The 24867-nt window shown below is 43.7% G+C and carries 23 protein-coding genes; 6 read left to right on the plus strand and 17 right to left on the minus strand.

The annotated features are described in order from the left end of the window. Nucleotides 1–236: 236 nt before the first annotated feature. Nucleotides 237–1505 carry a hypothetical protein gene (locus MHI51_RS19640; protein WP_339168536.1) on the minus strand — a complete coding sequence of 423 codons (1269 nt, stop codon included), beginning with the start codon at nucleotides 1503–1505 and terminating at the stop codon, nucleotides 237–239. Nucleotides 1506–1773: 268 nt separating this feature from the next. Between MHI51_RS19640 and MHI51_RS19645 the strand changes: the two genes are divergently transcribed. After that, nucleotides 1774–2247 (plus strand): hypothetical protein, encoded by a 474-nt coding sequence (locus MHI51_RS19645; RefSeq protein WP_405173195.1) that lies wholly within the window; start codon nucleotides 1774–1776, stop codon nucleotides 2245–2247. 102 nt (nucleotides 2248–2349) lie between these two features. Here MHI51_RS19645 and MHI51_RS19650 read toward each other — a convergent pair whose 3' ends face one another. From MHI51_RS19650 to MHI51_RS19690, 9 genes are all read right to left on the minus strand, one after another. Further along, nucleotides 2350–3558: a hypothetical protein gene (locus tag MHI51_RS19650; protein WP_405173196.1), complete on the minus strand. Its 1209-nt coding sequence runs from the start codon at nucleotides 3556–3558 to the stop codon at nucleotides 2350–2352. Between the two features lie 34 nt (nucleotides 3559–3592). Beyond that, entirely contained in the window at nucleotides 3593–4987 is a 1395-nt protein-coding gene (locus tag MHI51_RS19655; RefSeq protein WP_405173197.1) for a hypothetical protein, read from the minus strand. A gap of 61 nt (nucleotides 4988–5048) precedes the next feature. Then, on the minus strand, nucleotides 5049–5600 hold the full coding sequence (locus MHI51_RS19660; RefSeq protein WP_339168539.1) for a DUF4303 domain-containing protein: 552 nt from the start codon (nucleotides 5598–5600) through the stop codon (nucleotides 5049–5051). A gap of 63 nt (nucleotides 5601–5663) precedes the next feature. Then, on the minus strand, nucleotides 5664–6230 hold the full coding sequence (locus MHI51_RS19665; protein WP_076309693.1) for a hypothetical protein: 567 nt from the start codon (nucleotides 6228–6230) through the stop codon (nucleotides 5664–5666). Between the two features lie 37 nt (nucleotides 6231–6267). Beyond that, entirely contained in the window at nucleotides 6268–7017 is a 750-nt protein-coding gene (locus tag MHI51_RS19670; RefSeq protein WP_076276151.1) for a hypothetical protein, read from the minus strand. Nucleotides 7018–7198: 181 nt separating this feature from the next. Continuing rightward, nucleotides 7199–7816 (minus strand): hypothetical protein, encoded by a 618-nt coding sequence (locus MHI51_RS19675; RefSeq protein WP_405173198.1) that lies wholly within the window; start codon nucleotides 7814–7816, stop codon nucleotides 7199–7201. Nucleotides 7817–7884: 68 nt separating this feature from the next. After that, nucleotides 7885–8457 (minus strand): hypothetical protein, encoded by a 573-nt coding sequence (locus MHI51_RS19680; protein WP_405173199.1) that lies wholly within the window; start codon nucleotides 8455–8457, stop codon nucleotides 7885–7887. Between the two features lie 410 nt (nucleotides 8458–8867). Further along, nucleotides 8868–10799, minus strand: coding sequence for an AraC family transcriptional regulator (locus MHI51_RS19685; protein WP_405173200.1), 1932 nt, complete (start codon nucleotides 10797–10799; stop codon nucleotides 8868–8870). Nucleotides 10800–11087: 288 nt separating this feature from the next. Continuing rightward, nucleotides 11088–11459 carry a MerR family transcriptional regulator gene (locus tag MHI51_RS19690; protein ID WP_076182898.1) on the minus strand — a complete coding sequence of 124 codons (372 nt, stop codon included), beginning with the start codon at nucleotides 11457–11459 and terminating at the stop codon, nucleotides 11088–11090. 135 nt (nucleotides 11460–11594) lie between these two features. On the opposite strand from MHI51_RS19690, the gene MHI51_RS19695 reads away from it, so the two are divergent. After that, nucleotides 11595–12353 (plus strand): SDR family oxidoreductase, encoded by a 759-nt coding sequence (locus MHI51_RS19695; RefSeq protein WP_076278696.1) that lies wholly within the window; start codon nucleotides 11595–11597, stop codon nucleotides 12351–12353. A gap of 137 nt (nucleotides 12354–12490) precedes the next feature. Here MHI51_RS19695 and hcp read toward each other — a convergent pair whose 3' ends face one another. From hcp to MHI51_RS19730, 7 genes are all read right to left on the minus strand, one after another. Further along, nucleotides 12491–13783, minus strand: a complete 1293-nt coding sequence (gene hcp / locus MHI51_RS19700) for a hydroxylamine reductase (protein ID WP_076127238.1) — start codon at nucleotides 13781–13783, stop codon at nucleotides 12491–12493. A gap of 93 nt (nucleotides 13784–13876) precedes the next feature. Beyond that, complete coding sequence (locus MHI51_RS19705) at nucleotides 13877–15277, minus strand: MFS transporter (protein WP_139332077.1); 1401 nt, start codon at nucleotides 15275–15277, stop codon at nucleotides 13877–13879. Nucleotides 15278–15465: 188 nt separating this feature from the next. Further along, a complete protein-coding gene (locus tag MHI51_RS19710; protein ID WP_076127240.1) occupies nucleotides 15466–16023 on the minus strand; it encodes a cysteine hydrolase family protein in 558 nt (185 codons plus the stop codon). A gap of 199 nt (nucleotides 16024–16222) precedes the next feature. Further along, nucleotides 16223–16831 (minus strand): CPBP family intramembrane glutamic endopeptidase, encoded by a 609-nt coding sequence (locus tag MHI51_RS19715; protein ID WP_076306918.1) that lies wholly within the window; start codon nucleotides 16829–16831, stop codon nucleotides 16223–16225. Nucleotides 16832–16941: 110 nt separating this feature from the next. Next, nucleotides 16942–18264 carry a GHKL domain-containing protein gene (locus MHI51_RS19720; RefSeq protein ID WP_405173201.1) on the minus strand — a complete coding sequence of 441 codons (1323 nt, stop codon included), beginning with the start codon at nucleotides 18262–18264 and terminating at the stop codon, nucleotides 16942–16944. Continuing rightward, complete coding sequence (locus MHI51_RS19725) at nucleotides 18265–18990, minus strand: LytR/AlgR family response regulator transcription factor (RefSeq protein ID WP_405173202.1); 726 nt, start codon at nucleotides 18988–18990, stop codon at nucleotides 18265–18267. A gap of 129 nt (nucleotides 18991–19119) precedes the next feature. Further along, nucleotides 19120–20334 (minus strand): MFS transporter, encoded by a 1215-nt coding sequence (locus tag MHI51_RS19730; protein WP_405173203.1) that lies wholly within the window; start codon nucleotides 20332–20334, stop codon nucleotides 19120–19122. A gap of 336 nt (nucleotides 20335–20670) precedes the next feature. On the opposite strand from MHI51_RS19730, the gene MHI51_RS19735 reads away from it, so the two are divergent. From MHI51_RS19735 to MHI51_RS19750, 4 genes are read left to right on the plus strand one after another with little or no spacing between them, the layout of a single operon-like run. Beyond that, on the plus strand, nucleotides 20671–22251 hold the full coding sequence (locus MHI51_RS19735; RefSeq protein ID WP_405173204.1) for a spore germination protein: 1581 nt from the start codon (nucleotides 20671–20673) through the stop codon (nucleotides 22249–22251). Between the two features lie 5 nt (nucleotides 22252–22256). After that, nucleotides 22257–23426: a Ger(x)C family spore germination protein gene (locus MHI51_RS19740; protein WP_076276143.1), complete on the plus strand. Its 1170-nt coding sequence runs from the start codon at nucleotides 22257–22259 to the stop codon at nucleotides 23424–23426. Between the two features lie 2 nt (nucleotides 23427–23428). Beyond that, complete coding sequence (locus MHI51_RS19745) at nucleotides 23429–23671, plus strand: hypothetical protein (protein ID WP_076276142.1); 243 nt, start codon at nucleotides 23429–23431, stop codon at nucleotides 23669–23671. A gap of 23 nt (nucleotides 23672–23694) precedes the next feature. Then, a complete protein-coding gene (locus tag MHI51_RS19750; protein WP_341003135.1) occupies nucleotides 23695–24801 on the plus strand; it encodes an endospore germination permease in 1107 nt (368 codons plus the stop codon). The last annotated feature ends 66 nt before the right edge of the window (nucleotides 24802–24867 follow it).

The raw sequence follows: 24867 nt of genomic DNA on the forward strand, positions 1-24867 counted from the left end.
ACGCTATACACCGGAATTTCTCTGCGTGTAAATCAAATTTTTATACAATTATTTTCATTAAGTCTAAATTTTTGGCATCTAGTTAAAAAGCTTCTGACCTAAAAAAAGGACAAAATTTAGTAAGTCTTAAATTAGTCACCTTCTGCAAGAAAATCCAACTATATAAAGAAAAACCCATGTCTCTTGGACATGAGTTTCGGATGTTATCTTTAGACTAAATCAATCTGGTTTCACAATCATTCCAAACTACCCAACTCTACCACATCTCCGCTGGCGGCCTTCACGGCATAATCACAATCCAGCTTTCCGCACAGCACATACCTCTTCTGCCCAGGATCATACACATAGACGGGTGTTAATTCGAACCATCCCTTGAGCTTGTCATAAGCTTCGTCATGGCTCACAGCAATTTTCCCTTCACTCTTGAATTCATCAAACGTATCGAGCATTAGCTTGTTATCCATATAATTTATAACCTTATAATTGTTCGTATCGATGAACAGAAGGAGCTTACGCTGAAAAATACGATTACTTGACACATTCTTCCTCAATGTCGCTTGAATATGTCCTCTTTCCCGATGTAAAGTCTTCAATATCCATTGTCCGGATTCTTCCGGATAGAGCTGGCTTAAACCAATTTCGACTGCGGTTATACATTGGGCTTGTTCTATGTCTGTGATTGAAAATGAATCTGGATGCGGCTCACGTGCTATTGCCTGTTCGATTGTAACCACTTCTTGCAGACGGATCTCCGTCCTTGCGAACTGTTTCGTGTCCGCTTGCTCCCACTGCATTACTTGATCAATATTCAGTCGTGCTCTCGTTCCTGATATCATCTCAAATGGAATTGTGGTTGTTCCATCATTTGTAATGTAGATTTCTTCTATCCCATAGATCGGCAGGAGATGCTTCATCTCGTACACTGGATATTCTATAAGCTGTAGTTGGTTTTTAGCCAGTAGCTCTACCGCTTGAAGCGTGAGAGAATAATCCTCTTTTTGCACAAGCGAACTGGAAGGAAACTGGCGATAGACACTATAAAAAATAATCCTACCTTCCGCATCGAAGCGTAACTCCATTCGCCCGCCGGGAGAGATAGGTATACCGTCTATACATTCGGCAAAATGATATTCTCCTCTTTCTTCCTTCACTAGGTAGAATTGTTTACCATATTCAAGCCCTACTTCAGCTTCCATCCACTGAATAACGCCGTTTAATTCAATGTTATGGAATGGTGTTCGATTTGCATAAGATTTCCCTCCAACAAAAATAACACTTTTATAGTTATTGGATAGCAGGTCAAGCGTAATGACTGCAGTTCCTTCCGGATTATAATCTTCCTTCCATTCCTTAATGTGAGAAGGAAACCATTCCATACTAAGCAAATAGCCGGTTTCTCCCAGCATCGTAACTTCGCGATAAATTTCATTTGTATGTAAATAGTAGTTGTCCAGTCCATAGGTTTGCTGTGTAGCATTAACTAGTTCTTTGATTCGGAAATCCATATCAGTGCACCCCACAAAATTGATACCTATATCATATCATTACTTAGCAATGATTATGAAGCGCAGCGAATCATATCTGCTACATATTCTACGATCTTATGTAACGGGTTTTGCTGGTGTTCAGAAAATGATCAGTAGCTTGGGGTTTAATAATGCAGAGTGTATCAATCGATTGTACCAAGTCAGGGAAATTCACCCTGCTGACTCAGACCTTGCCAGAATACTAAACGTGTATAGTGAACACATATTTTAATGGAGGTATATCATCATGATTGACATCATCGACGGAAATACGGCATTAATACATTTTTTTCCACTTCCGGCGCATCTCTATTCTAAGAATATTGCTTGTATTGTTGCTGTGGCGCATGCAGAAGAACGGGGTCCAAATTTAACAGGCCTCATAAATGCTCTATACTCGAAGGGATATACAGATCTTGAACATCTATTCAATTCCACATGGAAAAAACTATACCAAGTTCCGAGGTTGGGCCAGCAAAGACTGGTGCTTCTACTTAGTTTACTAGAACGAATTTCTGCAGATCCCAAGACCATAGAAAACTATACAGCTGTCCCTCATGTTACCATCCACAGTAAAAAGGAAATGAAAGAATTAACTTTAAAGAGGATCATTAAGAAGTATAACGAAACATCTGTAGAGGTATTAACTGAAGATACCGAAAAAGAAGCTCGTTTAAAGAAAATTAAAGATAGACTCCGAGAAATGGGGATGATCGTATAACAAAACCCCGCCAGTATAGTGAAATGCCCCCCTTAGAATAGACATTGGATAACCCCCTGGGTCATTCCGATTTCTATTCTAGGGGTGTGACTTTCAATTCATTTAGTAATCGCGTGCTGCATCGAACCAGCGTTGAGCCATCTCCTCTGTGATAGTCTGGCCAATCAGGTGGTCAGACTGGCTAAGTTGCCATACCGCTTCACCAAGGTCTTCTCGTTCGGTGGTTTCGATGCCCTTAAGATTGTTGAAGCGCACGGTGAAAGCGGTAATGGCGGCCTCGGCTTCAGCAAAGCTACGGGCTTCGGACAAGGCTACCTGTGCAACGTTGTAAGCTTCATTAGCCAGCTTGGCTAGACGTTTAGCCCAGGAGGAGAATGGGCGGCCAAACTCGGTCGTCCACCACTCTGGCTTTCGTAATTGGCTCACTGAAGCATGGTCGGTCCAAGGACGGGTTTCAGCGCGAGTTTTCATTTGCTTTTTTAGACGCTTGCCAGCGCTTTCTTCGACATTGTAGGCGATAAATCTGTCAAGCAACGGCCACGCGTTCAAGGTCGGCAAGTCCCCCAGATCAGGCATGAAGCGCAGCTCCAGATTCGTTAACTCGGTATGATGAGCCAATAGATTCAAATCGCAGAAGTTTCCCCACAAACTCAGTGATTTAAGGTTTGGGTACCGGTTTAGACACTCTAGCGAGATGGGCTGTCCCAGCGGTGCGTTATGTAGCGTCAAGCTCGTTACCTGGTGCAGCTCCCCCATATCGGGCAGCAAAAAAGGGGGATCATTCTTACGTCGGCCGGTGCGCGGTGTTAGTGTAAGAGAAGATGGCATATCGCCTGTGGCCGAGAAGCGTGATAGATCGCCGGACACACTCAGGCGGAAAGGCTGCTTCGGAAGTATTAGGCTAAGGGACCTCCCGGATGGTTCCAACTCGACATGCAAGCCATGCAAATTGGACTGACTGGCGTCCGCCACCGTGTCTGCAGACAGGATCGGAGTCCATGTCATCTCTTCAATGGGACGTTTCTGTGCCCAGTCAAAGAAGCCTGAATCACTGCCTGTATAATGCAGAAATCGCGGCCAGGGAGAGCCAGCCGGTGTGGCAAAGACATCGAATACGGTCCAATCGATAGGCGCATCAGACGCGACATGAAGGTCAACCTTTTTCCCCAATTGCGACGGACCCATGGATAGACTGCCCACACCGGGCTTAAGGACAAGAGTATGACTACGTGGACCTGTCAGGTTGATAGGATAACTACCAACTTCTCTAACAGAACCAGATGAAGGACCAGCTTGGCTATCATTTGGCATTTCTATCATCCTTTCCTCTAATGCATATCAAGATCTAACTATTCACACCTGACTCTATCTTCTCTGTAATAAATTGTTTGAATCTTGTAAAATACCGCTCTGATGCTTCCCAGCGCCTAAGATCCAAATAGGACATGTCCTGCTTGCCATATTGATCGGGCGGCTGATAATGCCGGGAAACATAAGTTCCATTGTCCAGTGTATAAAAATAATACGCTTCATCTGGAGTCCTGATTTCAACCCGACCATGTAGGAGGTCTCCGTCCTCGTCCGTATGCGTTTGACGGAAGCTGTAACATTTGGAGCCGTCCCAGAACCCGCCATTCTCCTCCACTTCCGAATATAATCCCTGAATTGCAGTGTGTTGCAAAATGTCTTGCACATACTGTACCTCAATGTTTCGTAAATAAAGCTCAGCCATATTAACGCAGGTCAGCAACATCGTCCAGCAATCGCTAATCTCTGCTAGTTGTTCCTGAGACTCTTCTGTAATGTCCTCCCACTCAGACCCTTCTTCTATGGTTCTCTTCAACAAACCGACAGAATGATCTTGCTCCAGCCAAATATAATAGTGATGCCGGTTATCATTCATATAAACGCTAAGATCCCGCTCATCCCCGTCAGCATCAATATGCTCCAGTTGAACTTTGAAAAAAACGTCTTGCTCCCGAAAATTAAAAGAAGGCTTGTCACTTGGCATTAAAATACACTGCGTCAACTTCAATATATTTTCTTCATTGATTGTGTTATGGGTGAAATATAAATGAACAGCTTTCTTGCTAGCGGGGGATTCCTTTATTTTTTTTAGAGCAGAACGCTCTTCTTTAATTACGTTCACCAGTGTGCCAAAGGAAAAGTCCTCCTCATCCTCTTCCATATCCAAAAAAACTTCATCAATCAACACTTCATGAATGTCTACCGGAAGCTCCTGAAATACGCCGTCCCCCTCCCACACATTTACTAAGCAGGCGATCGATTTATGTCCGTCCACTTTGAAACTGTACTCGTCATCCTGAACTAAAACCGCAGCGCTGAGATCACCTTTAACAATCGTTTCCCCATGATTGTAGGAGCCGCATAATATTTCCTCAATCATCAGGTTGCCCGAAACATAAATTTCCTGACCGCCTACAGCTATATTTTTTGCACTCATATTACCGGTCACCAAAAGCCCTATGGCACCATCCGTTTCTTTATTATAAAGATTGTCTACAGTAAAATTTCCTTCTATAAAAATGATGATTACCTCTTTTTGTTGCGGGAAAGGTTGCTCCCAATCTAGATTAAGAGAAGGCAGCGTCAAATCCCCTTCATAGTAAGCGGCAAGTTGCTCGTCACTAAAATCTTGGTAAAACTTCGCCCACCAAGATCCTTCGGGAAATTTATCTGCTAGTTGGCTAATAGGAATGAATCGAAAAAGATTGCTCATAAATTATTTTCCCTTCATTTTAAATCCGAATATAGTAGATGATTTCCGAAAGCGGAGGCTTCTACTCCGCCGCTTCCGCCAACCATACTTGCATAGCTGGAGATTCTGCCCGATTCAAACGGAGGGCGATTTCAGTATTGACCTCATCCGGCGGCATGACTTCGACAAGGACGCATACTGACTCTCGCAGTTGATTCAAGGCAAACACACCTTCATCATCGAGTATTTTCATCGCCAGCTCCATGGCCTTCAGCCTCAAATCAAACTCGCGATTCCCTTCGTCATCCTCAAGAACCGCAATGAAAGAACGATCGGTAAATCGTTGTTTAACATTATCAAAGTTCTCATCGCCGAAACAACAATAGGGCGAATCCGCATAAGACCATTTGATAAGTTCCGCAATCGTCGATGCCGGTGTGTCACTTTCGACGCCTTGCCTGGCTGCTTCTACCTCCAAAGCTTCCCACGACCAGGCGGAGATACTTGGCGCATGTCCCTCGCCAGTAGTGTAAAGGGTACAGTAATAGTAACGTTCGCCATTTTCAAAAAGAGCGCGAAAAGACGTTCTAGCAGCATCGGCGATCTCTATCGCCAGCCTCTCTATTTCTTGCATCGGCTTCCTCCTTTCCGTTAGTGCATCCGTTCAGGCAGGATGTCTTCTATTTGCTCCAGCCTTCTAGAAATGATATGGCGGTGCTTTTTCTACTACAAGGTTATCAGGATGAACATCAGTTGGCTCATAGTCATTCATACGGAGAAGGATATACTCAATCTCTTCTAATGGCATCTGCAATTTCTGGCTGACTTCATAAAGATCCATGTCTTGCGAAAGTAGGTCCCGTGCTTGATTTAACTTTCCATTTAGCCAATTGTTTTCGAGCATCCATTTTTTCACTAGGTCCAGTAGTTGATTTTGGTTTTCCTTAACTGCATGCTTATTATATTTAGCAACTGACTCTGACAAATAGTTAAAAAGGTGAATACCTAATCCCTCACGTTGCTCATGCTTGGACATCCGTTGGTACTGCTCATAACTTATGCTGATATCTAATTCGAGGGTATGATCCCTGCTATCAAGCCGTCTGGATGTTTTTCGGCCATAACCTTCAGGTAAAACACGCAACACAAAAAAGATATCATAGGGAAACTCCCATGTATTTGCTAATTCCTCTAAGGGCAGCAGTTCATCTCTCAATTGACCCACACACGTTCCATGTGTATCCAAAGTAAAAACTAGTTTCATGCCTACCTCCCTCTCCCAGACTTACGGAGCACCCAGATTAGCTGTTATTTTCTGAAATCGCTTCGCAGCCTTTCGATAAGAGCCACTGCTCCATTACGGCAAACGCCTGACCCATATCCTGTTCATAGAAGATGGCCACCTCTTGCTGGTAGGCATAATTCAACCGTACATATCCTCCCAGCTGCCGGTAGAACAGGAAACAAACATAGGCATTCTCAATAAACAAATCCGGCGGAAATTCATGTTGGCACAATCCAGCCAGTTCGGGTAGCGTAAGCTGGGCTTGCCCTTGTGGCAAACGCAAAAAGCGATGGCTGCGAGTGCCCGTCCACGGTTCATAATAGACGCTCTCCCCTTGACTGATTCCATACACCTGACGATAAATTTCGTCCAGCACCAAGGCGTACAACCCTTCGTCTTCCTGCTCCCCTGCCTGCAGGGAAATCGCCTTTACGTGCTCCGCATGCCGAGGTAGCCAAAGCAGCCCAGTTGTCTGGGGATGTATTGCCAGAAAATCACCGTCCACCGTTGTACCTATAACGATACACTCATCGATCTGTTGTTCAGTAATGGGGCTATTCTCGTCATGCTCCCATAATCCGTACTCTGCAAAAGATTTAAGCACCTCCGCATCCGGAAACTGAACATTCAGCCACCCTCTGTAAGTCCCTTCGCCGAATCGCCGCAAAAACCGGAGGTAGCCCGGTGGATAAACAGTGGCGTCTTCCTTTGCAAGTGCTTGGTTTTGACCATCAGACAGCGGTTTTGGCCGAGATACGATGTACATAAATACTCCTCCTGCTGCCCCCAACATGCAACTCTTCCAGATAAGAGAATTCTTTAAAATATTGCAGGTTGAGCAGCTTTTTTATCCAAGATAATACTGAAATTTTAGAGAGTGCAACATATCTATCCCCAATTTTTGAATTCTCCAGCTTGGTCAATGCCTCGGTGTAATTTGCCCTGAACTATTTGCCACCCATCACAAGCCCATATTTATTGAAAATCCACGATTTGCTCAAATCGTGAATCGCACCATGGCTTATACGCACAGAAGGCTTTTGCTCCTTCATAGCATCTGCATCATGCGCCGAGAAGCGAAGCGGCTTTGTCATTTTTTTAATAGCATCCGTTATTTCATCGAAAAACGTATATGTTAACGGCTTATGATCCCGAATATCCTCATAGATATAATACTTCCCTTTTTCATCTTCCAAATCTATTTGAAAGCCTTTAGGAAATGATAGCAAGATACACGGCAGTTCATCCTCTGCCCATTGTCCGTAATATGGAAAATAGACACTCTCATTTCTCGCGAAAAATCCGGAGCTTTCATTATCAGACGTAACAGAAATGGAATAAACAAAGAAAGGGGGACCCTCATTCCTTTTTTTCTCTGCCGTAAAATAATGATAAAAGGTCTGATATGCTTCATACACCTGTTTCAGATCATGCTCTGTCTGGGCATAATTGGTTAGATGAAATTGCGCTTGCTTATGTTTAAAATGCTTCAAAACGCTTTCAAACTCTTCCGGCCTGATGAAGAATCTAAGTTTATAAAATCCGCTGTTCTTTAATTTATCCATTTCTTTTTGCTCACCGCCATGTATTAAAATGTCATCTCAGAGGTCCTTAGCCATTTACTCGTGTATTTTCAAAATTCATATTTCACAAATCGATTTTTGAGAGCTTCTTCGTACGGGATCCACTCCCAGTCACTCCATAAAGACATGCTTACGATTTCTGACAGCATATCTACGGCTAGTCCCGGACTCGTAATGCCAATGAAGCCGTCAAAATCCTCATTACGGATATCCAACGCTTTTCGCAAGTAATCATCATTGAGACGCTCTTCCCGGAGTTGTTCATATTCATCCCTCGTCCACTGCTCACAAAAGATCTTTTCGGCTTGAATGTCTCCATTCTCGAACAACGACAACTCGAATATCTCCTCATTCATATATCCGGCGGTCATCACTGGCTCCCCGGTAAGCTGGGACAACGTTTTACCGGCCTTCTTCACCGTACCCCATACAAAATAATCGTGGAGCACGCTGATCCAGTTTTCGTTGCTTTTGCTTACATACATGACAACTTTGCTCTCTGGAGCTTCATGATTTTTCTTGCCTAATACTTTGGCATGCCCTTCGCTTAGCTCTCTTAATGCTTCGACAGTCTTCTCAAGGTTATTCGACTTGATATGCAAATTTGCGAATGATCTTCCCACGAAATGGCCTCCTCTAATCGCTTTTTTAATCAGCCGGATTCTTATTTATATCCTATTGATCGGTTCTATGAATGTCTCATATTTCCATTATAGTGATCGCTTGTCCTGAGTCTACCTACTTTTCACCTGGATTTTAGAAATAACCTTTGCACAGAAAGAGTTATAACCTTGACCGGTCAGCACAATCTCTAGTCCCTTCCCCACTCCGCTCTTAAAAAAAGGAGGGTATCCCTCTGCCATTTTATGACGTTTAGGACACCCTCTGTCGAGCTATTCCGTACCCCCACAACACTCTTCATCTTTCCAAAACAAAATTTTTTCGTCGTCACTTTACGTAAGGTTCAGCGCGCTGGCTGTAACGGCAAGTTCTGATTTTATATTACCGTTCGATCAATCCTTACTCTAGGCAGTTACCGACTCGCTGCCTCGATGATCCAGTCGGTCAAATCGTTGATTTGTCTTTTCACGGCGATTGGGTCGCGGTACCAGGATTGGTTCTCCGTCCATAAAAATACCCGATTGTTGCGAATCGGCTCTAGCGACCCCCAGATTGGATCAGCCTGCAGCGATTCCAAGCTGGCTTCCGTCGTCAGAATCAAATAATCACCCATGTACTCCGAAAGTTTCTCCAGCGAAAATTCATAGTAGGATTCCTTCAGCATAAATTCTGGAACCGTCGTCGGCGGCTTCAGCCCCATTATTTCATACATCAGCCGGCCGCCTCGTCCCGACTTCGGACCAAAAAGGCTCACGTTTCCATCGTACTCTTGCATAATCGAAAGCGTCTCTCCTTCGGGAACGGCTTGTTGGACTTTCTCCCGAATGTCTGCAATGTCCTTCTCGAATTGTTCGTTCCATTTCTCCGCTTCCTCACGTCTATCCAGCAACTCGCCAAAATACAGCATTTCTTCCTGAATGGATACAAACTGATTGTAAGGAACCGATACCGTAGGTGCGATCATCTGATATTTCTCGACTACCTCAGGCTGTGGATTATGCGTTATGATTAAATCCGGATTGAGTTCCAGCAGCTTCTCTAACGAGTCGCCTACATCCGTCACGACGTCCAGCATTCCCTCGAGATAAGGACTCGACATCAAGAACGATTCGGCTGCGATCGGCTGGACTTCCAGAGCAAGTACGGTGCCGAGATAAGAAATTGCCGCTACGCGCTGAGGGTGTGCAGGAACTTCGACATCGCCGAAAGCGGTCTTGACTACCTTGATCTCAGAAGATGCCAAAACCTCTGACTCTTGAGTGATCATGGTTGGAGAAGCGCTGACGGCAACCTGGCTGTTCGTTGCACCTCCGTTGTTCACCGACCCACCACAAGCTGTTAACATCACGGTCAAACATAACAGCATCACTGCATAAAAACTTCGGGTTGCTCTAGTCATTTTATTCGCCCCATCCTGTTGAAATTGATAATCAATATCACTCACATAAAAAGGATAGCTTAATGACCGGCTTAGAACAACGGACGATTGTGACCTATTCCTTGCATAATCTGAAACGAACTGGCCGTATCGTTTACGATATTGACCTGGCGTCATGCCGGCATGCTTTTTAAACATGCGGCTGAAATAAATGAGGTCCGGATAACCGACATGTGATGCTATTTCCTGTTGTGTTGCTATCGTACCGGCCAGCAGAGCCTTCGCATCTTCCATTCGGAAACGAATGACGTAGTCCAGCGGACTGAGCCCTGTCTGTTCTTTAAATTTTCGCGATATATATTGTTGGCTGTAATTCAATTGCCGAGCAAGCTCCTCAAACGAGATCGGCTGGCGATAATTCCTGGACAAATGTCGAATAACTTGCTCCGATAAAGATGGCTCGCCGGCTCCGAACAGACGCTCCCTCAGGACAGCGTGAACGAAGCGGATAAAGTCTCCCTTGGCCGACAGCCGGGTCAATCCGTCGTCAGATTTAAGCCAACCGTCGCGTATCGTTTGAAGCAGCTCAAGCATGGCCAGCGGTTCGCCAGGCGGGAACCCCCAGCTTTCCAGAAACGGGTCGGATTCCTCCATCATCATATGAAATTCGCGCGAGGCCGAAGCGGGGAGAAACGCTTTGTAGAGTACGACATATACATTCAGCGCTTCTCCGCTCCGAACCGTCACCAGAGAGCCTTTGCCGGCGTGCAGTACATGGAAACGATCGCACAGCCATACCTCATCGTCAACCCACAACTCGCCTTGTCCTTGAAAAGCGAATAAAAATGCGCTTGCCGGCAAACGGTATTGATTCAAATCGTTAACGTTTCCGGCCTGCTTTAGCCGTACGTCCAGCACACTCATAATCACCTGGTTCCATATTTGTATAAGTTTCAGAACGTCCATAACTGATTCGCAAACTCCCTTTAAATTCTCAAGAGATAATCATTCTCAATTGAATCATGTTTCTAAACACAATAACGAATACGTCTAGCGCTGTCAATAAGGTGTTGCCGAATGAGACGAGGATGCGAGTAGCGAGGCATATGGCTATTTTGCCGGAGCCTAGCCCAAAAGCAAAAGACGCTGATCCGCAAACATACGTGCGGAACTAGCGTCTATCAATGAATCGTGAGGGCCCTTTTTTTGATCTCACAATTATCGTAATCATTGGCATACTTTTATGTCGCCTGCTTAGTAAATGCCTGTCTCTTTCGCAAGGGAATTTTTGTAGGCTGCAATTTTGTCTTTCAACATCTTCTCTGTGGCTGTTAAGTTTCTGATTTGGCTCTGTATAGAGTTACTATGATTCTCAAGAAGGTTCAAGCGGGCTTGGGCCGTATGCTCTCCTTCTAAATATAACTGCGCATATTCTCTAATTTGTGAGATCGGCATTTGGGTTTGTTTCAACCTCATCACAAATCGCAGCCAAGCAAGATTGGAGTCATCATATATTCTTTCTCCATTCGCATTCCGCATCGGAGCAATAATTTTTTCCTTTTCATAATATCTCAGTGTATATGCGGTAATCCCTAGTAATTTGGCTACATCGCTGATCGTATACATACAAGCCCCCGAATCTATGTTGATTTTAAGAGTCCCCATAATTATAAAAAATATTTGACTTAGAGTAAACTCTAAGCTTTATGATTACATCGTTGTTGAAACACTAAATATTCTTGTAAAAACGGAGGAATTCACATGAAATATACTGTAATTACAGGCGCCAGTTCAGGTATAGGTTATGAAACCGCTCTAGCCTTTGCGGCTCGCGGTAAAAACTTAATTGTTACAGCCCGCAGAAGGGAGCAACTGGAGGAGCTAAAATCTGAAATCAATCATAACTCCCCCGATGTAGATGTCGTTATTCGAGTAACTGACTTATCCGTTTCTAGTAATGCTTATAAGCTTTATGAGGATCTACAAGGGTTCGAAATCGAAACTTGGATCAACAATGCGGGGTTTGGAAATTTCGCTTCAGTGGCCAAGCAAGATTTAGATAAAATTTCTGCAATGCTGCATCTGAACATTGAATCGTTGACGATCCTTTCCTCTCTATTCGTTCGTGATTATTCCAATGTTGAAGGAACACAATTAATCAACGTTTCATCCGGTGGCGGCTATACGATTGTGGGAAATGCCATTACGTACTGTGCGACTAAGTTCTATGTGAGTGCCTTTACTGAAGGACTCTCTCATGAGTTGAAGAGTCAAGGTGCACTTATGCAGGCTAAAGTGCTAGCACCTGCCGCAACAGAAACAGAATTCGCGAAGCTTTCTTTCGATGTCCCCGAATTCGAATATCATGGGACTGTGCCGAAATATCATACCGCGAAGGAAATGGCTGGATTCATGCTTGACCTGTATGATAACGATCATGTTGTGGGGATTGTTAATGGTTTGACGTACGAGTTCGAGTTGAGAGATACCCTCTATAATTATGTGGCGAGCACGCGATAAGCTCATCTTGTAATGGCAAGTTAAGAAGCATGACCATCCATTACGGATCGCTATGCTTCAACAATGATGTATCACCTAAATCCCCTATCAAAAAAAGGCTGCCAATCCCTTATGGGCGGCAACCTTTGATTTTTACTCTACGACAACGCCAACATCGCGTTCATATCTTCTTCAGCAGTAGTAATTAGCTTCAATCCAAAAAGCTCTACCAGAACATCCAGTACACCTGGTGAAATGAACTCGGGTGGCTTTGGTCCGATGCGAATGTCCTGAATGCCGAGACTGAACAAGCCTAGCAGAATGGCTACTGCTTTTTGCTCAAACCAAGATAGCACGATGCTGACAGGCAGCTCGTTCACCGTACACTCAAATGCCTCAGCCAGAGCCATGGCAATCTTCACTGTAGAACCGGAATTATTACATTGCCCAAGGTCAATGTAACGCGGAATACCGGTGTCTCCAACGGTGCCATAATCTACGTCATTGAAACGGAACTTTCCGCAAGAAGTCGTTAAAATGACAGTATCGTTCGGTAAGGAAGTCGCCAACTCACGGTAGTAATTCCCGCCAGTACCTGGCGCATCACAACCAGCAATGACGAAAAACCGGCGGATATGCCCGTCTTTGACAGCTTGAATGATCTCTGGTGCTAACCCGATTACAGTTTCATGATGATATCCGGTCGTAAGTACCAGATCTGACTCTACATCAGCCGCAGGTAGGGACAACGCACGATTAATTAATGGGGAGAAATCGTCGCCCGTTATTTTCTCTACACCTTCCAGCCCCGCTACTTCATATGAGAAAAAGCGGTCTGCATACGTGCCTTTAATCGGCATTACACAGTTTGTGGTAGCAAGAATTGCACCGGGAAACTTCTCGAACAATCTACGCTGATCATACCATGCTTTGCCGATGTTGCCTTTCAGATGTTTATACTTTTTGAGTGCAGGATATCCATGCGCAGGCAGCATTTCTGAGTGGGTATAAATGTTGATGCCTTTCCCCTCTGTCTGCCGCAGTAATTCCTCCAGCGCATATAAATTATGTCCTGTTACAACAATACATTGACCTTCAATTTTGTTCTGACTGACTGTGATCGGTTGCGGAATGCCAAAGCGGTCCGTATGCGCACGATCCAGTACATCCATGATGCGAACTGCCGCATCCCCGACCTTCATCGCCATCTCCAAATGTTCCTGTGTATTAAAGTTGGAATTGGTCAACGTCATATACAAAGCTTCGTGGGTGATACGATCCACCTCGGGATCGCTATATCCTAGCTGCCGGGCATGTGTCGCATACGCTGCAATTCCTTTTAATGCAAAAATCATCGTATCCTGCAAACTCGCAATGGTTTCATTTTTGCCACATACCCCTACAACGGTGCATCCGCCATTCGGTGTCTGTTCACATTGGTAACAAAACATATCGTTATCCTCCATATCTAGATAATCATTCGTTACTTCCAACGTAACAGAACACCAAAGCTTGAGTTGTGATTACACACACATTTTTTTAGATCAAGCAGATTTAAATGTCCTTCTATTTATAACAACCATTAATACAATAACGCTTAAACAAATGAAAATATTAATCTCAAAAACCAATTTGAACGCCTGCAACTGACTCCCTTGTCCTGTCTCTCCACTCATCACACCAAGTCCAAGTGCTGAGCCAAAGACCATACCCGCATTTCTTGTTAAAGCAATTAATCCGCCAATCGAACCCACGTGTTCCCGAGGTGTCTGCTGCATAATGAAGCTATTATTAGGAGAGGCAATGAGCCCCATACCAAGGCCAATAAGAGATAGAATCGCCGCGATTCCATAAATCGGTATATGATCTAAATACACCAGTAACAAGATAAACCCGCTTCCCATGCAGCTCAGTCCCATAAGCATCAGACGATGAGAGCCATAACGGTCGGAGCAGTAGCCTGCGAGAGGACCTGCAAACGCCAAGGCAATGGGATAAGCCGCCATAATATATCCTGTCGTAGATGACGAGAACGGAGCCGACGCCCCCATCAAATAAAATGGAATGAGGACAAGCAATGTATTAGATAAAATAAAAGAGGCACAGCTAACGATCAAGCCTCCCGCTACAGTTGGAATTTTCAATGCTTGTAAGGGTAGAAAAGGATTCTTTTGCTTCCGCTCCCAGAATAGAAAAGTAATCAACAACAAGGAAACCCCCACCAAACTTGTCATTGTCCGCACGGACACCCAGCCCCATTTGCTCCCATTTGTTATTACGAGAAGGACCAAGGTGATGAATGCCATAAACAAGCTGGCCCCCACGAAGCTGATAGCACCCGGCTTGCGCTCTTGCACACGGTTCGGGATGTACCGATATGCCATAATTGTAGCCACAATCGCCACAGGAACATGGATTAAAAATAACCATTTCCAGCTCAGCCACTCTGCAATCAAACCTCCCGCTATAGGTCCCGTCATCCCGCCCAGCGCGACAGCTGTACTTAAAATTCCGAGAGCACGACCTCTTTGCTCTTTCGGCATATGAATGGTGATGAGTGCAATATTAGTTGCTTGGAACATCGCAGCTCCTACTCCCTGTACAACTCTGAGCGTTAGCAATATTGGCAGATTAGGTGAAAAAGCGACCAGGATAGAACCCACAGTAAAAATCACAAATCCAAGATTGTGAATCCGGCGAAAACCATAACGGTCTCCCAGTTTCCCCATAATAGGAAGAAGAGCCGTAATCACTAGCAGATAACCTGTTGTGATCCATAATCCCTTCCCAAGCTCTGTCTGAAAATAATTCACAATAAAAGGAAGCGACACATTCACAATTCCAGCTGTAAAATGGGAAATAAACGCCCCCATACAAATAGCCGCCATCATTCCCAGCCGCTGCCCGTGTGTGCTTTTAAACTCTATATCTTTTGCTGCCATCATGTTGATCCCGTCCCTACTCATATTGTTTAAGAATTACTAACAATTATAAGTAGATCCCTTGCAAGAACAATCCCATAAAGATGGGATGGGGATGGTTTAGGCGAATATGTCTATCAGTATAGGTGACGAAAATCAGAGGTAATGCAAAACAGCAAAAAGCGGCACATTTAAGTGCCGCCACTGAATTATTATCTATAAGAGTCATGCGTTGGGCGAAACAAATCTTCTTCGGAACTTCTGACCATAGAAAAATGTTCGACATTGTAGTGCCCATGTAATGTTTTATTGTGATGCTTGATGATTTGTTCTGCACTTAAAACATCATTGTCCGTTGTAGAATGACCATCTCCGACCAATGTAACATCCATGCCGCTAACCGTAGCCGTCCGAACCGCAGTATCGATGCAGTGTTGAGTTTTACATCCCATAATCACCACATGCTCAATCTGCTGATCTTTCAGATATTGTAGCAGCTCAGTTCCGTGAAAAGAATTCGTTGCCAGCTTATCAAAGATTTTGGCATTTGCAGACCTGTTGATTTCATTGTGAACTTGAAAGCCTGTACCTGTTCCTTCAGCGACATCTAGATCCCTAACGAACACAACTTCGACATCGGCTTCTTTTGCTTGTTCAATCACTTTATTAATATTCCGGATAAGCTGCTCTTTATTGAATACTGCACTTTCCTTTTCGTTTCCATCCATTAATTCTTGTTGTGCATCGATGATTAATAATACCTGATTCAAATGATTTTCCCCTTTCGAATGGTGGGGAAACGTCAACGCTTGATCAGTTAAACGTTATCCCCATATCATTTTGCAAGCTGACATTGTTTTTCATAATATCTACCTCCCAATAAAAATGGTATATAAACTTTAATCTTATAATTTAAGACTTTTTTAGTTTACCATATTTTTAAAATGTACTCTCTAAAAACTTTGATTGCTACATCCATTGATACATCATAAAAATGGTGGAAATCAGATTAGTCAGCCCGTGCAGAACCCAACCTGGAATGATCGAACCGCCGGATAATTTCTCATCCAACATTCCGATGCTCCAACCCACAAAACCTGTAAGAATCATTACAACAGCAGAATTCAATAATCCGGAACTGCTGTATAACAGCACAGCATGTACGACACCAAATAATAAAGCTTGAGCACAGTTTCCAATTCCGAATCCGAATTTCGAACTTAACCGTTTACCAATGAAGCCGCGGAACAGAATCTCTTCGGACAAGCTAGTCTGTAACCAAGAATAAATCAATGCCGGAATCAAACCTTTAAGACCTGTACCATAAAACTGTGAGCTGGCCAAAGTATTCTTATCCAGCATATAGATTGCTGTAAGCATTCCCAGGCTGGTGAATATAGTCATGGTAAGTATAAACCATAGTATGAACTGCTTCCTAGAAAGCAAGTGGGGTTTCTTCCAGCCAATCCACATGGCAAAGGATGAAGTTGTTCTGCTTGTAAAAAACCAGTATGTATAGGGAATGATGCTGAATAAGATGAGCTGAAGGACTGCACTGATGAGCAATGACAATGTCAACGGAATACCCTCCCTTTAATAAGAACAGCCTCAATATATCATGGACCGCTGCTTACCAGCGGAAAGAGACCGTAACTTGCAGGTTAGGTGGAGTAGTTGGTTGCGGATTGCTACTCAGGCAGTGGTAATACCGCCAACATCATGAACTGCCCATTCTCATATCTGAAACTGACGCTTCCTTGAAGCTGTTGAACCGCATACTCAATGCTTTCGATTCCGAACCCTCTACGCCCAAAGTTCCGCTTGCTGGACAAAAAAGAGCCCTGCCCGTCCTCTGTAAGCAGAGATGCAGGATTCTTTAAAGAAATCACCAATAACCCGTCGCAATAAATCACTTCCAGCCCAATAACATTCTGCTCTGACTCTGGTAATCTCTGAACCCCTTCGATTGCATTATCTAATGCATTGCCTAAAATAATTGCAATTTCAACCTCTTTGCCTGCAAGTAACAGGTCCTGCGGGATGCGAAAATGAGATTGCATTGTAACTTGATGTAGCTCGGCTTTGGCGAACTTCTCATTATAGATGGCATCAATAGCTATATTTCCAGAAGAAATATACTTTTCTCCTGCCTCCTGTGTCGAAGCAAGCTCCGCAATATATCGCTTGGCTTCTTGTACAGCTCCTTCGTCCAGCAGAGAATGAATAAGGATCAACACATGGTTCAGATCATGCCGCAAACGCTGTGCTTCCTGATTATCTTTCAGTTTACTCGTGTAATCCTTCACTTGCTGCTGAAGCACATGATTATGCAATTCTATTTGCATCCGTTTCATTAACTTTTGATATATAAACATTACAGCCACATTAATTACAAGAATCCCAAGCAGGATGAATACAAAATCAAACGGAATATCAAAAGGTTTATCACTGGAATTTCTCAGATTCACAATAATAATAAGCAAAGAACCCGCAGAAACAAGATTCAGCACAGCCCAATCCTGATTCGACAGTAACGTAGTGGTGTCCACTTTGAACAACCGCAGCAATAGCAGACATAACATGATGCTTAGCAAAACAACAAATAGGAAAGCAAAAGCTAACCACCTGAAATTAACTGTATCTATTCCCTCGGCATTGAGTGGGATATGCTGAATCCCATACCATACCAGCATCTCAATAACAACCGTAAACACTGTATAGAAACTGCTAAAGAACAGCTTTTGTAGCACACTGCCGCGGAAATAAATAATGGTAATCAGACTATACACAAGCAGGTGAAGGATGACCGAATCAACCAGAGGTAAGCTAGCAGCGGTAAGCGATTTAATTATATAAAAGATAATAAGACAACCTATAAATGACTGTTTGCTCCTGCTCAGGATCAGGAATTTCTTGAGAAAAATATAAAATGTGACCCCTTGCGGGACATATATAAGGACGAGCATAAATACACCAAAAAAGTAAGGACTAATCTCCCGGATGAAAGACATTTATCTTAAGAGCCTCTTTTCTATAAAGGCATGGTAGGACCGTAAAGAATCAGAGCTTCTACTGCGGCTGACGGGAAGCTCCACCCCGTTCTTCAGCTGAATAAGTTCTTTGCTTAAAGAACGAACATACAGCCAATTTACTAGGAACCCCGTATGTACGCGACAAAAATCATGTGATCCCAGCTGTCCTTCCAGCTCTCTCAGTTTGCCATAATACGAGTAAGTCCCTTGTTCAGTACAAAGGACCAATTTTTTGCCTCGTTCTACCGTGATATACATAATATCATCTACCCTTAAATTATAGCTCATATGATGGATTGAGAATGACAGCACGTTGTTTCTTTGCATGCATTGCTGAATGGCTTTGACTGTGGCGGTCTGCAGTTCATGTTCATCAATGGGTTTCAGCAGATAGCGAAAGGGATGAACCGCAAAGCTTCTTCTCATATAACTTGTATGGCTGGTGACATAGATAATTAATACCCTGGCATCTTTGAGCCGGATCTTCTCTGCGACTTCTATACCGTTATACTCGGGCATCTCCATATCCAGATAAACTATATCGTATGCGGTAGTCGTCATTGCCTGAAGCAGGGTTTGGCCTGATTCAAAAATCTCAATAGAGGCAGTCATCCCTTGCAGGCTGGTCATCTGCTTCATGAGTAATTCTTCCAACCGCGAGGCATCTTGCCTCTGATCGTCACAGATAGCAATGTGAAGATTCATATTATGTATCCCTCCAAGTGAACGTAATTCTATCATATTATAATTTGAAAAAATATGAAGAACCGCCAAAAAGCCGATCCTCTCGGACCGGCCTATAAACTCTTTTTTACAGGGAAGTTTTTACCCTAGTCAATTCATCGGAATCGCGGACGCCAGCCGCCGAAACTGGATGAAAATAAACAGAGCGGTCAGCATCACCACAATTCCTGAACCGAGGAACCATAGCTGCACACCGTATCGATCCACCACAGGTCCTGCCAACAGCAGCCCAATTGGCGAAGACAACATCATAATGCTGGTCACGAGTGAAATGACACGCCCAAGCATCTCGGGTTCAAAAGAACGTTGGATCATCGCCATGAAGGGACCATTGAAGAAGGGTGCCGCACTACCCATCAAGAACGAGAGAATGGCAAAGATCACAAATGCATTCGGACCAATCAAACCACTGACCACACAGGTAAGACCGATGACTAGCAGACCTACGCTCATATAGCTAATGTCGCTCCATTTAGATGAGAACATCGACAATAGCAGACCGCCTAAAATCATCCCGATGCTGAACACCGCTTCCACCAGGCTGGCACTGTATCCTCCACGGCCAAAATGAGACAATGTCATATAAGGAAACAGTGTCGCCAATGGCATAAATGCGATACTAAACACCGCAGTAGCCCCCGTAATCAACACAATGGGTTTCGCTTGAATGAGTGCGTTCCAACCCAAACGGAATTCTTGAACGAAAGACGGCGCAGCTGAAGACTGCACTTTAGGCTGATGGATCTTCACCATGAACAGCATCAGATTCGCAATCAAAGCCCCGGCCACATCGAGTAGCAATACTGCCCCGAGCGAAGTTGCCGAGTAAACCGCTATCCCAAGTGCAGGACCCATTACATTCGAGAAAGAGAACACCATCTGCTGCCAGCCCGCGACTCTTGTCAATTCTTCTTCAGGCGCAATCAACGGAACAGCCGCCTGAAAAGCCGGAGCATGAAAGGCTGATGCCGCCGAACGCAAGCTCAGAATGACATACACAAAGCCAAGTCCCGGTTCCCCCCACATGAAATAAATACCTAATATCAGACTGAAGAGCGCAATTGCGCTATCAGCAATAATCATCGTTATTTTACGATTCCAACGGTCCAGCCAGACCCCTACAAAAGGACCCAAGACCGCTTGCGGCAAAAACGCTGCCAACCCAGCAATCATCAAAACTGCCGCTGCCCCTGTCGATTCCGTTAAGTGCCAGATCACCGCGAATTGAACCATCGAACTCGTAAGAATCGAGAAAATCTGTCCGCTAAAAATAAGGGCGAAGGCTTTTTTCCATTGTATTTGCATAAGGTCATCTCCTTTGATTAAAAACTTAAATAAACTCATTCCATGAGCATAGGCACACTGAAACAGGCACATCACAAATAAACTCATTTCCTTATCTCAAAAAAATGAATGAGTCCATTTGTCTTGCACCACTGATTACCATAAACGAATGGAATGAGTCACAAGGAGCACCTCCTGAAAAAAATTATGTTCATTATAACATCGCATCTCTTCCCTGAGCCAGTTCCAATTGTTCTTTTTGCGAAAAATTTGATCTATCCCCACCTTCCGAATAAATTCCTAAATAAGGGAGAAGATAAAAATCACTTAACATCTCATTTATTTAAGGAGAATTGCATGAGGAAATTTTTTAACGCCAAGACACCTCCGTCTAATCCTAAGATGCACCCTCAATTCGAAGCCGAAAATGAGCTTTCAATGAAGGATCTTTTTTCCCATGCTATCTCTGCGTCTCTCGAAGACAACTTACAGATTATTAATAAATGTTTTGCCAATTGTTCGGACCTAAAGGTTATTCCATGGCATTATGGCCCGGATCTTAAGTATGAAGCCTCATCCGTCTATTTCAATACACTTACTAAGTCTGACCCTACAAATTATTTTAAAGATGTCTTGCAGAATTTAGTTCCGCATGAGCTGGGTCCCACCTTGGACGTGACCGTTGAAGATGTCATCTCCTATTTTGAAAAAAATGGTGTTTCATCACCACTGCTTGAATTAATGGACAATATCGGTCAAGCCATTAAGGGGATTCTTGATGGGAAAGTTGTCCTTTTCTTTACAGGTTGGCAAAAAGCCGTTGCCTATTATGCCTTCGATGTAGAACAGCGCCAAACCTCTGAGCCCATTTCAGAGCCTACTGTTCAAGGTCCCCACGTCAGCTTTATAGAAAGCTTAGAGCGTAATGTAGGTGTTATTCGTAGTTTGCTGAAATCTACTAATCTTAAGTTCGAGTTCTTTACCTCTGGTAAGCAGGTTCAAAGAACGTTGTCCTATGGTTATCTGGATGGAGTAGTCAAACCAGAAACATTAAATCAATTCAAACAACGGATAGCAAGTATTGATCAGGAAGAAATTCTTGACGTTTCCTATCTCGAAGAGTGGATCGGTGATTCGCTCTACTCACCATTTCCACAAGTCCGCTATACAGAACGACCGGATACAGCTATAACAGCTCTGCTAGACGGAAAGATTATTGCTATGGTTAACGGAAGTCCTTCCATTCTGATCTGTCCCGGGAATTTCATGGAGTTTTTTACGAATAGTGAAGATTATTACTACCGGACCATTTTTTCATCATTGATAAGAATGATTAGGGTCGCTGCCTTCATCATCGCCCTGCTGTTACCCAGTACCTATATTGCCTTATCCAACTTCCATTCCGAACTAATTCCCACAGTTCTGCTGCTTGCCATTCTAAACACACGCGAAGGAATCCCCTTTCCGGCTATGGTTGAAGCTTTGATCATGGAGTTTTTCTTTGAGCTATTGAGAGAAGCGGGCATACGCTTACCCAGACCGATTGGATCGGCCGTCAGTATCGTTGGGGCTTTGGTCATTGGACAAGCTGCTATTCAATCGCAGATTGCCTCTCCGGTCATGGTCATTGTCGTCGCTTTGACGGGCATTGCCTCATTTGCGCTACCACAATACAATATGGCAATTGCGCTGCGGATTTTACGGTTTCCCTTAATGATTCTCGCGGCAACATTCGGAGGACTTGGCATCATGGTCGGTTTTATTCTAATTTATCTCCATCTGGCTACCTTGCGCTCTTTAGGAGAACCGTATTTAGACTCGTTAGCTCCGTTAGATCTTAAAAGAGTACGTGATTCTATTTTTCTACTTCCGAGAAGACTGCTGCTTCATTCACCACGGAATCGACACCTATATAAAAAGACTTCGGGAAGGAAGTAGATATAGTGAAGCGGCTTACTACCATACTAATTTCCCTTCTTGTACTCACTCTAACTAGCGGATGCTGGGATAATAAAGAATTGGACGAGTATGGGTATGTGCAGGCGGTCGCCATTGACCAAAGCGAAGACAATCGGATTGTAATCACGACACATTTCTATAATCCTTCCACCAAAATAGAAATGGGACAAGCAGGGGATCCAGCGTCCAAGGGAATTAATATTGTTACGAGTGGAGAAACCTTTTTTGAAGCAATAAGGGAGATCCCGGCAAAATTTGGCCGAAAAGCCAAATGGGATCATATGCGTGTCATATTAATCGGGGAGCAACTAGCCAGAACCTCGAACATCCGGGAGGTACTTGATTTTTTCTCCAGGGATCAAGAACCGCGTGGTACTGTTCTTCCTCTCATCGCTGAGCAATCTGCGGCACCATTTTTAGATATCAACCCGTTTATCGAACAGACCATTGGTCAACAGTATAAGAGAATGGAGACGAGCGGTGCTCTATATGCCGCAAAAACTTCCAAGATTCCTCTCTATGAGCTGGCTATACAAATGTGTAGCCCCTCCAATACTTCCATCATCCCTTACCTCCATAATTCCAGTTTGGATCATAAACCATTGATATCTGGGCTGGCTGTAATTCATGACGGTAAAATGATTGACATTCTAAAGGAGAAGGATACAGAAGCATTCATGATGCTGACGGATAGATATATCTATGGAGTACTAGAATTTCCTTGCCCGGATGAGACCGAAGTACCGCTGCGAAAAAAAGAAACGCTTGAAGTGCTTACCTTCAACAGTACGCTTACTCCAATCGTAAAAAACGGTTCTGTGTCCGTCGGTGTAAACATTGCTATTGAAGGGATGATCGGAGAATTACGTTGCTCACATTTAAAAAACAATAAGGACATGAAGCTTTTTGAGCAGCGTATCATAACTCAGGTTGAACAACAGGTTGAGCATGCAACCAAGTTTTTGAAAACAAAAAAGATCGACGCACTCGGAATTGGCAATCAGATTTACCGGAAAAATCCGCAGCTGTGGAAACAACTAGAGCCTCAATGGAAGGATACATTCGCCCAGACTCAGTTCGATATCAACGTTGATGTCAAAGTGTTAAGCACTGGAATGAACTCAGGCACAATATTTGGAACAAAGGAGAAGTAGCTATGGTGGGAAAAATAATCTGCGTCCTCTTATTAGCTTCCGCTATGCTAACCCATGACATCCCAAGGTTTAAGCAAGCCTCCATCCGCGATCGAGTAGTTTATGGAGTATTATTACTACCCGTACTTTATCTCGGATTTATCTTTATTGCAGCTAAGCCATGGCCCAATTTAGATTCCATCTTCAATTTATTCACGGCTCCAGCTGAGCACATCGTCCATTGGATCAACCCTGCCATTTCATAAGCTTAAAGAATGAGGAGGAACGTATGAATAAGCAAGAACGTGTTAGTTCGATCCAAATGTCCATGCTGTTTCTCTTCTTTATGACCGGTTCCTCAATCGTTATCGTCCCTGCGTCACTAACTAACTTTGCCGGCAACGGAGCCTGGATATCCCTCTTAATCGCCTCGGCCATAGGAATGGCTCTGCTTTCCGGTATTCTATATTTGAACCGACGAGCGCCAGATCTTTCGCTTGTGGAACAAAGCCGCTCCGTACTTGGAAACGGACTGACCCTCGTCCTCCTTATTCCTTTCACTTGTGTACTGTTTTGGAATGTCGCTGGAATTGTAATTGAGATCGGAACCTTTTTCAAAAGCACGATGTTAAAAGAAACGCCCACTTACGCAGTAAATACCATGTTTTTTATTACCATTGCGATGACAGCTCTAGCTGGAATTGAAGTGATTGCCCGCATGGCAGCCGTCCTAATGTCACTAATGTTCGGATTTATCATCTTAGTCTGGATACTCGTAGCAGGGTTGTATCATCCCGAGTACCTACTGCCCATCATGCCTGATGGATTTAGGCCTATCCTAAGTGCTGCATATGTAGTCTATGGCTTTCCCTATTCCGAGCTTATCGTTTTTTCGATGATTTTACCGTTCGTGCGTAAAGAAGACAATTCTAAACTGGGAAAACAGATGTATCTTGCACTCATCATCAATGCCCTGACGTTAATTGCTTCTGTCATTAGCAGTATTATGGTATTGGGACCACTGTCCGGCAGCTTGAAATATTCATTATATCAGTTGGCGAGACTCATTTATTTTCAGGAAACCATTGAAAGAATCGAATCCGTGATTGGTTTTTCACTCATTATCGGGTTCTATTTCAAGGCTTCTATCCTGCTGCTTATTCTTATTAAAGTACTAAAGGAGCTTCTGAGATTGAAGGATGAACGCTTAATTGTTTTCCCTCTTGCTTTTGTCTGCCTGCTGTTATCTGTAACGACTTACTCACAGGAGTCTGAGCTTGAGGAAATCGTGAATACTACATGGCCCTTGATCACTAACCTAGCTTACATCCTGCCGTTTCTTCTGATTCTATTGGTCACTTTTATTCGTTATCATATAAGTCAACACAAAAAATAACCCGTTCTAAACGGATTCAATATCCCCTATCTCATTTCGCAGACTTCAGCTTCTTCTTTTCTTGAA

This window comes from Paenibacillus sp. FSL H8-0260 (assembly GCF_045040625.1).
In the GTDB taxonomy this organism is placed as follows: domain Bacteria; phylum Bacillota; class Bacilli; order Paenibacillales; family Paenibacillaceae; genus Paenibacillus_AQ; species Paenibacillus_AQ odorifer.